Source organism: Streptomyces sp. NPDC003247 (assembly GCF_042888135.1).
Taxonomy (GTDB): Bacteria; Actinomycetota; Actinomycetes; order Streptomycetales; family Streptomycetaceae; genus Streptomyces.
Genome location: NZ_JBIAPF010000020.1, coordinates 148957 through 157499, shown reverse-complemented (window position 1 = coordinate 157499; position 8543 = coordinate 148957). Strand labels below are relative to the sequence as shown.

Genomic DNA, 8543 nt, shown 5'->3' with positions numbered 1-8543 from the left:
GCATCGCCCGCCTCCACAACCTCACCCTCGCCAGATGAGAGGCAACGATGCTGGTCAACCGGCATGTCGTAGATCATTTACGGGACAACGCTTAGAGTCTCGGTGCCATAGGCGTTTAGGTCAATGGCAAGCGATTGGCTCTCAGGGGTAGTTGGATCGAAATATTTATCAAGTACATCAGAGCTGACGCTAAATGTGTTTCCCCTGACAACTGAAATGCAAATATCCGCTAGAAGCTGCTCATCTTCACTTTGCTGTAGCTGGCGTGGATTCAGGACTCCCAAGCTGCACCAAAATGTCTCCTCTGCCGCGATCCCGTACCCGAGTCTTTCGCGTGCGGAATCGATGGAGACAACCGGCATCTTGGTGAGCGGGAGCACGTCGGGTGAGCCGTCGTATCGAAAATCGGAGGCAAGCCTCCTAACCATCCGAACGAAGTCGCTGACGACACCTGCCTGTCGTTTCTCCTGCGCACTGAGTTGGCGGCCTCCTGAGTTGATGCGTCGGAATACTTCGGTTACTTGCGTTTCCTCTTTCGAATCGAAGATGGTTACCGCTAGCTGATAGTCAAGCAAGTCGGCGCACTTGCTTGCTGGAAGGAGGTCAGGGTTTCCGGGTTCGGCTTCAAATGCTCCCGCCTCTGCGAATTGTCGCGCTCGCGAGAATTCCTTGAGGTCGAAGAACTGTTTTGCGTCACCGGCTTGAATGGCATACTTGTGTTCAATGAATCCAAAAATCGCGTCCAGCCTCTGCATGCCATCGATGATTTCAAAGTTGCCGTCTAGTGTTTCAGCAAAAAGAAACAGCGGGATCGGGAATCCTTTTAGGATACTGTCAATCAAGTGGACCTTTTCGTCTACCCCCCACACGAGTTTTCTTTGATAGTTGCGATTCACGATAAGCCTTTCACCTCGATAAAGGCTGTAGGCTTCTTGGATCGACATCCCTCGGGGGGTAATGGACATCGATGGGCCTCCTGTCGGTCAAGTCTGGTGACGCGGTAGGTGCAATATCTACCTACTACTCACCGACCAAGAGGTAGGTGTTGGATCTTGTCGGAATTTGTAGGAGTGTGCTTGGCGGAGCCGACCGCCCCAGCCGTGACCTGCCTTTTCTCTGACGTCAGGTGCCTGACTGCTCTGAGCGCGGCGCGGGTGCCGGCCGGGCTGGAGCGGGACGGAGGCTGGAGCGCAGGCCCGGCCGGGGGCCGGGCCGCGCGCGGGGAGCGGAGCGAGCCGCCTTGAACCAGTAGAGAAAGTTTGGATCATGGTCTGACTCCCGGTGTGCCGTTGACCGTCATCGAGTCCGTAGGGCAGGTCCGTTCGGGCCGTGGTGCAGAACCCTGGTTATGGGGAGTGAGCGGCAGGAGTGGATGAAGGCGTTTGGGGTGCGTCTTCGGGGGCTTCGTACTGAGGCTGGTCTGACTGGTGCCGTGCTGGCGCATCGAGCCGGGGTGGGGCAACCGACCATGTCCAAGGTGGAAAACGGGCGCATGGTTCCCAGCGCTGACGTCCTGGACCGCTTGGCTCGCGCCCTTGACCTCGACGAGTCGACGACGCAGGAAGTGCGTGACCTCCTGGTTGCGGTGGAGACCGCATCGGACGCTGTTGAAGCTCCGGAAACTCAGGCCTTCGCCGTGGGGGCTCTTGATGAAGCGGTGCGCTCTGCTCGGCTGGTCCGCTCGTTCGGGTGCGTCGTCCTGCCGGCCATGCTTCAGAGCGCGGAGTATGCCCGTCATGTCTTCGGCAGTGCGCCGGACGCGACTCCGGAAGCTGTCGGCCGTGCGGTCGCCGCCCGTGTGGAGCGGCAGAGTCTCTTGTACGAGCCGGGGCGGGAGTCGGTGTTCGTGCTGACGGAGGCGGTGTTGCGGACCTGGCCGGGGAGTCCTGCGCTGATGCTCGCCCAGCTTGACCGGCTGCTGGCTGTCGAGAGCCTGAGCACGGTCCGCCTCGGTGTCCTGCCGTGGCGTCGCGCCGTTCCCGTCATGCCTCGTCACGGGTTCACCTTGTGCGACCGTGTGTCGGTCGTCGTCGAAACCTCCCGGGTTGAGCGGGCATCGGACGACTTCGCCGAAGTGGCCGCGTACGAGGAGGCGTTCGGTCGCTTCGAAGCGGCCGCGGTCTTCGGGGCTGAGCTGCGGGAGCTGCTGCTCCGAGTGATGGCGGACTTCCGGGACCTGGGCAGCTCCACCACTCGTTAGAGGAATACTGCCGGTGCTGCGCGCAGGGCAAGGACGCCAGGCGGCCCGAGGAGCGACGGCGTTGCTGTGCCAAGGGGGAGTGCTGCCGACAGACCCTGTCGAAGCGCTCGGTCAACGACGCCCGGACGATCCTCCGCAGCGCGCTGACCAACGCCATGGTCGAGGAGCGCATCTCCAAGAACGTCGCCCAGCTCGTCAAGGTCCAGCGGGCCCGGCGAAAGCGGCCCGACCCCTGGTCGGTCGAAGAGGCGTGCACGTTCCTGGAGAACGCCCAGACCTGGCGTGACTACCTCTACTCCGCGTACGTCCTGATCCTCGTCCTGGGCCTGCGCAAGGGAGAGGTCCTCGGCCTCACCTGGTCGGACGTGAACCTGGACACCGGTGAACTGCACATCCGGCACCAACTGCAGCGGGTCCGCCGGCGGCTCCAGCACACCGACACGGCCAAGACGGAAGCGTCGGAAGCCGTGCTCCCGCTGCCGGACGTCTGCCTGACCGCCCTCCGACTCCGGCAGAAGGAGCAGCGGGCCGCGAGGGAGCGGGCCAAGGATCTGTGGACGGAATCGGATCTCGTCTTCACCACCCGCTACGGCAATCCGGTGGAGCCGCGGAACTTCACCCGCGAATTCGACCGCCGCTGTGAGCGCGCCGGCGTCCGCCGCATCCGCGTGCACGACACCCGCCACACCTGCGCCTCGCTCCTGGCTGCCCTCGACGTCCACCCGCGGATCGCCATGCAGATCCTGCGGCACTCCGAGATCGCGGTCACGATGGAGGTCTACACGCACGTGCCCTCCGCCGAGACCCGCCGGGCGCTCCGCAAGCTCGGCAAGGCGCTCGGTGGCGGTAGCAAGCAGAAGAGGGAGAAGAAGGGCAAGCGCAAGCAGGAGGAGCGGGCCGGAGAGCAGCCGGACAAGGACGGCCAGCAAGAGTCATAGCGGTTGCTGTACTCCGCTGCTGTACGCACGACAGAGGCCCATTCACGATCACGTGAATGGGCCTCTGACCTGTGTCGGGGTGGCGGGATTTGAACCCACGACCTCTTCGTCCCGAACGAAGCGCGCTGCCAAGCTGCGCTACACCCCGATGTCGCTGCGGGTCCTGCTTGTGCTGCTTGTCGCGGCGACGTCGTTTACTTTAGCCCACCGGTGGCTGTAGGCGAAATCCGGTTCTGGCGCGGAGGCGCATCGGGTTCGGGCGGGCGTGGTCGAGGGCGACCAGGAGGAGGGCGAGGGCGTAGAAGGACAGGCCCAGGAGGAGTGCGTTGGCGAGGGTGTGCCGGTAGCCGTGGGCGGCCGTGTCGAGGAACGGGTAGAGGTGGCGGCCGGGGGTCCCCGGGAGGATCAGCTCCGCGCGGATGAGGGAAAAGGCCAGGTAGGCCGCGGGGTACAGCAGCCACGGTGCCGCCTGGCGCAGGCGGAGGCGGCCGGCGGGGGTCAGCAGGAGCCAGTCCAGGACGGCGGCCGCGGGGATCACCGTGTGCAGGAGGTGGCCGGCGAGCGCGTGCCAGCGCGTGGGGGTGGCTGTGGTGGCCGTCACGGAGAACGGGGTCGCCGCGTCGGTGAGGAGCAGGTGGTACACCAGGGCGATGATCGTCACGTAGAGCAGGGCCGCGCCGGTCCAGGCGGCGGAGAGGGGGCGGCGGGCGGTCCAGGCGCGGCGGGCCGACAGGGCCGTGACCAGCGCCAGGAGGATGCTGCTCTGGACGGCGAAGTGGCTGAGCACCCGCAGTGGGCTGCCGAGCAGCAGGGCCAGGGCGACGCCCGCCGCCGCGGTCGCGGCGATCAGCAGGCGGAGCACCGCGGCCACGGGGCGTCGTACGGGGGCCACCACCGCCGAGGCGGGGACGGAGGAGGGCAGGAGCGCGTGCGTCCGCGGGATCGCCGGCAGGTCCGGGAGGTCCCTGGGTATCGGGGCGGTCATGCCCTCACGCTAGGGAGGGGGGAGGAAAGGGGCTATTCGGGCGGGCCCGTGTGGGTGATCCGACACCCGGGAGGTCCGGTCCGACCACCCCGACAGCCTCGATGGCCCTGCCCGGCCGACCGCTCCGTCCCGGGCCGAGAGCTGAGTCCTCCGCCGCCCCCTCCGCCCAGGCCGGCAGCGTCCGATCCCCTACTCCCGTCCCACCAACGTCAGCAGAGTGGCCTCCGGCGGGCAGGCGAACCGTACGGGGGTGTACCTGTTCGTTCCGCAGCCCGCCGACACGTGCAGATACGCCGTACGGTCCTCCGCCGTGTGTGTGGACAGGCCCTTCACCCGGTCCGTGTCCAGGTCGCAGTTGGTCACCAGCGCGCCGTAGAAGGGGATGCACAGCTGGCCACCGTGGGTGTGGCCGGCGAGGACCAGGGGGTAGCCGTCCGCGGTGAACGCGTCCAGTGTGCGCAGGTAGGGAGCGTGGACCACGCCCATCGAGAAGTCCGCCGTGCCCGACGGGCCGCCGGCCACCTCGGCGTACCGGTCCCGCTTGATGTGCGGGTCGTCCAGGCCCGTGAGCTCCACCGACACGCCCTCGACCTTGAGCGTGCCGCGTGTGTTCGTCAGGTTGAGCCAGCCCGCGCCGTCGAAGGCGTCGCGCAGTTCCTCCCACGGGTTGTGGACGACGTTGACCGCGGGCGCGTTGCCGTTCAGGCCGTGGCGGCCCTGGGTCTTCTCCAGCAGGTAACGGGCGGGGTTGCGCAGTTTCGGGCCGTAGTAGTCGTTGGAGCCGAAGACGTACGCGCCCGGGAACTCCATGAGCGGGCCGAGCGCGTCGAGGACCTCCGGGACGCCCTCCGGGTCGGACAGGTTGTCGCCCGTGTTGATCACGAAGTCGGGGCGCAGACCGGCCAGCGAGCGCAGCCAGCGCTGTTTCTTGCGCTGGCCGCCGACCATGTGGATGTCGGAGACCTGCAACACGCGCAGGGGACGCATCCCGGCGGGCAGGACGGGAACCGTCACCCGCCGCAGGCGGAAGGAGCGGGCTTCGAAGCCCGCCGAGTAGAGCAGTCCGGCGGCGCCGACCGCCGCGATTCCTAGGGGCACTCCGTATCGCGCGCGCATGTGCCCATCGTGTCAGAACCGTCGCCCGTTAAATGAACGGGCGTCGGACTGTCCGCACCTGCGACAATCGCAGCCATGACCACGCTCAAGTCGAAGCTGCAGGAAGACCTCAACGCCGCGATCAAGGAGCGCGACGAGCTCCGCTCCTCGACGCTCCGGCTGACGCTCACCGCGATCACCAAGGAGGAGGTCGCGGGCAAGGAGAAGCGCGAGCTCTCCGACGACGAGGTGCAGAAGGTGATCACCCGCGAGGCGAAGAAGCGGCGGGAGGCCGCCGAGGCCTTCGCGCAGGGCGGTCGCACCGAGTCCGCCGAGCGGGAGAAGGCGGAGGGCGAGGTGCTCGCCGCGTACCTGCCCAAGCAGCTCAGCGACGACGAGCTGAACGACATCGTCGCCCAGGCCGTCGAGGAGGCGAAGGCGGCCGGTGCGGAGGGTCCGCGGGCCATGGGTGCCGTCATGAAGATCGTGAACCCGAAGGTGGCCGGCCTGGCCGAGGGCGGCCGAGTCGCTGCCGTGGTGAAGAAGCTCCTCGCGGGCTGACCCCGGCCAACCCCTCGCCCTGGATCCGGCCGATGCCTCGCCCTGACTCCGGCCGGGGCCTCGCCCGACGGCGGCCGACACCTCGCCCGACGGCGGCCAGTGCCTCCCCCGACGGTGACCGGCTCCCCTACGTCGAACGGCCCCCGTCCCTCCGTACGAGGGGCGGGGGCCGTTCCCCGTCAAGGACGGGCGGGCCGGGCGGGCCGGGCGGGGCCGCTCAGCCGCGCCCCCCGTTCCCGTTGTTCCCGTTGCCTCCGTTGCTCTGCCCCTGGAACAGGTTCTCGGGGAAGGAGTACGACGGGGTCGGCACCGTGCCGCCGGTCGTCGTGCCGCCGTTGGTCAGGCCGGCGATGAGGCCCTGGTCGTCGTCGTTGCCGCCGTTGTCGTCGCCGTCCTCGTCGCCGCTGTCCTTGTCGCCGCCGGGGATGTCGACGAGGTTGAAGTTCGGGGCTTCCTTGCCCTGGAGCGCGCCGGACATGGCGTCCCGCCAGATCGGGCCGGGTGTGTCACCGCCGTAGACCTGGGCGTGGTAGACGCCTCCGATGGTGATGTTGGTCATCTTGACCTTCTGGGTGGCGCTGCCGACCCAGACGGCGCCGGAGAGGTTCGGGGTGTAGCCGACGAACCAGGCGTTCTTCCGCTCGTCCGTCGTACCCGTCTTTCCGGCGCTCTCGCGGCCCGACAGGCCGGCCTGCTGGCCCGTGCCGGAGTCGACCACGCCGCGCAGCAGGGTGTTGATGCTGTCCGCGGTCTTCTCGCTCATCGCGCGCGAGCACGTCGACTTCGGGACCTCCAGCGACTTCTTCGTGCCGCCGACGGTCTGGGTGATCGACTCGATGGCGATCGGCGTGCAGTACATGCCCCGGCTGGCGAACGCGGCGTACGCGGTCGCCATCGTCAGCGGCGACAGACCGGTCGAACCGAGCGTCATCGAGGACGGCACCTCGGGGACCTTGTCGCCGTTGCCCTGGACCACGCCGAGCGCGTCGGTCATCTTCACCACCGGGCACATGCCGATGTCGGCGAGCATCTGCACGAAGTAGGTGTTGACCGACTTGGCCATGGCCTCCTTCAGCGTGTACGGGCCGACCTCGGACTCCGCCTCGTTCTCCAGCTTCTCGTTGGCCGCGTTGGTCCAGGGCTTCCCGTTGCACGTCTGGACCGAGGCCGGGTAGGGCATCTCGTACGGCGCGGCGTACGACTGGTTGATCGGCCGGCCCTGCTCCAGGGCGGCCGCGGCCACGAACGGCTTGAACGTCGAACCGGTCGGGAAGCCGAAGTTGGAGCCGCCCATCGCCGCGTCGACCGAGTAGTTGTACTCGGTCTCGTTCTTGCCGTAGCCGTACGGCTTCGACTGGCCCATCGCGAGGATCTTGCCGGTGCCGGGCTCGACGAGCGTGGCGGCCGCGGCGACCTTGTCCGACTTGTACACGTGGTCCTTGAGCGAGTCCTGGACGGACTGCTGGGACTGCGGGTCGAGCGTCGTCTGGATGGTGAGGCCGCCCTGGTTCCAGACCTTGGCGCGCTCCTCCTTGGTCTTGCCGAAGACCGGGTCGCTGAGGAAGACCCGCTCGACGTACTTGCAGAAGAAGCTGGCGCCCTGCACGGCCGTGATGCAGCCGTTCTTCGGCTGGGTGACCTTCAGGCCGAGCGGGGCCTTCGTCGCCTCTGCGGCCTCGGCCTGCGAGATGTCGCCGACCTCGGCCATGCGCTCCAGCACGACGTTGCGCCGCTTGGTGGCCTCCGCCGCGTCGTTGACCGGGTCGTAGCGGCTGGGCGACTGCACGATGCCGGCCAGCAGGGCCGCCTCGGGCAGGGTCAGGTCCTTGGCGCTCTTGGAGAAGTACCGCTGGGAGGCGGCCTCCACGCCGTATGCCTGCTGGCCGAAGAACGTGATGTTCAGGTAGTTCTCGAGGATCTTCTTCTTGCCCAGTTCCTCCTCGACCTGGATCGCGTACTTCAGTTCGCGGATCTTGCGGCCGATGGTCTGCTGGGTGGCCTGGGCGACCTTCGTCGGGTCGTCGCCCGCCTCCTCGACGAAGACGTTCTTCACGTACTGCTGGGTGAGCGTCGAGGCGCCCTGGGAGACCCCGCCGCTCTGCGCGTTCTGGTTCAGTGCGCGCAGGACGCCCTTGAGGTCGACGGCGCCGTGCTCGTAGAAGCGCGAGTCCTCGATCGCGACGATCGCCTTCTGCATGTAGGGCGAGATGGCGTCGAGGTCGACGACCGTGCGGTCACGGGAGTAGACCGTGGCGATCTGGTCGCCCTTGGCGTCGAGGATCGTGGTGCGCTGGCTCAGCGGTGGCGTCTTGAGATTGGCCGGGAGTTCGTCGAACGACTCCACCGACCCCTTGGCGGCCAGGCCCAGGGCGCCGAACGCGGGCAGGGCGATACCGGCCAGCACGGCTCCCGCGAGAACACTGACACCGAGGAACTGGGCGGCCTGCTGCGTCGCCGTCAGACCACCGCCCGAGCGCTTCTTTGGCATGGGGGAAGCCTACGTTCTCATTCGCCGGACACGCGTCAATGCCTTGGCCTAAGCTGCCCTCAACTGTCACAGCAGCAGGGCTACGTATCAATACGTCCGGAGACCCCGAATCGTTCCGGAGGTTTCTCGCTTCTTGGTGAGAGCGTGTCCGAATCCGCCTCGTGTGTCGCTCGGCGTCCGTTGTGACTCAACAGGACTGTCCCGTTTTGCAGCGGATAGTCACGCATGTCGCAGGCTCACTCCCCCGGGTGATCTGCCGCTTGCGCATAGTCCGTT

General features: G+C 67.1%; 7 protein-coding genes and 1 tRNA gene. 3 read left to right on the top strand and 5 right to left on the bottom strand.

The features are described from left to right. Positions 1 to 77: 77 nt before the first annotated feature. Positions 78 to 965, bottom strand: coding sequence for a DUF262 domain-containing protein (locus ACFYWQ_RS41070; protein ID WP_389525146.1), 888 nt, complete (start codon positions 963 to 965; stop codon positions 78 to 80). 383 nt (positions 966 to 1348) lie between these two features. On the opposite strand from ACFYWQ_RS41070, the gene ACFYWQ_RS41065 reads away from it, so the two are divergent. Together ACFYWQ_RS41065 and ACFYWQ_RS41060 are read left to right on the top strand one after the other, a co-directional pair. Next, positions 1349 to 2200 carry a helix-turn-helix domain-containing protein gene (locus ACFYWQ_RS41065; RefSeq protein ID WP_389525143.1) on the top strand — a complete coding sequence of 284 codons (852 nt, stop codon included), beginning with the start codon at positions 1349 to 1351 and terminating at the stop codon, positions 2198 to 2200. 155 nt (positions 2201 to 2355) lie between these two features. Continuing rightward, positions 2356 to 3138 carry a site-specific integrase gene (locus ACFYWQ_RS41060; RefSeq protein ID WP_389525140.1) on the top strand — a complete coding sequence of 261 codons (783 nt, stop codon included), beginning with the start codon at positions 2356 to 2358 and terminating at the stop codon, positions 3136 to 3138. A 74-nt stretch (positions 3139 to 3212) separates the two neighbouring features. Here ACFYWQ_RS41060 and ACFYWQ_RS41055 read toward each other — a convergent pair. The 3 genes from ACFYWQ_RS41055 to ACFYWQ_RS41045 all read right to left on the bottom strand — a co-directional run bounded on the left by ACFYWQ_RS41055 (position 3213) and on the right by ACFYWQ_RS41045 (position 5239). Next, a tRNA-Pro gene (locus tag ACFYWQ_RS41055) sits at positions 3213 to 3286 on the bottom strand. Between the two features lie 51 nt (positions 3287 to 3337). Continuing rightward, entirely contained in the window at positions 3338 to 4123 is a 786-nt protein-coding gene (locus ACFYWQ_RS41050; RefSeq protein WP_389525138.1) for a Pr6Pr family membrane protein, read from the bottom strand. Positions 4124 to 4312: 189 nt separating this feature from the next. Beyond that, on the bottom strand, positions 4313 to 5239 hold the full coding sequence (locus tag ACFYWQ_RS41045; protein WP_389525135.1) for a metallophosphoesterase: 927 nt from the start codon (positions 5237 to 5239) through the stop codon (positions 4313 to 4315). A gap of 75 nt (positions 5240 to 5314) precedes the next feature. On the opposite strand from ACFYWQ_RS41045, the gene ACFYWQ_RS41040 reads away from it, so the two are divergent. Then, positions 5315 to 5779 carry a GatB/YqeY domain-containing protein gene (locus ACFYWQ_RS41040; RefSeq protein ID WP_389525132.1) on the top strand — a complete coding sequence of 155 codons (465 nt, stop codon included), beginning with the start codon at positions 5315 to 5317 and terminating at the stop codon, positions 5777 to 5779. A gap of 217 nt (positions 5780 to 5996) precedes the next feature. Here ACFYWQ_RS41040 and ACFYWQ_RS41035 read toward each other — a convergent pair whose 3' ends face one another. Further along, positions 5997 to 8267: a transglycosylase domain-containing protein gene (locus ACFYWQ_RS41035; protein ID WP_389525129.1), complete on the bottom strand. Its 2271-nt coding sequence runs from the start codon at positions 8265 to 8267 to the stop codon at positions 5997 to 5999. Between the last annotated feature and the right edge of the window lie 276 nt (positions 8268 to 8543).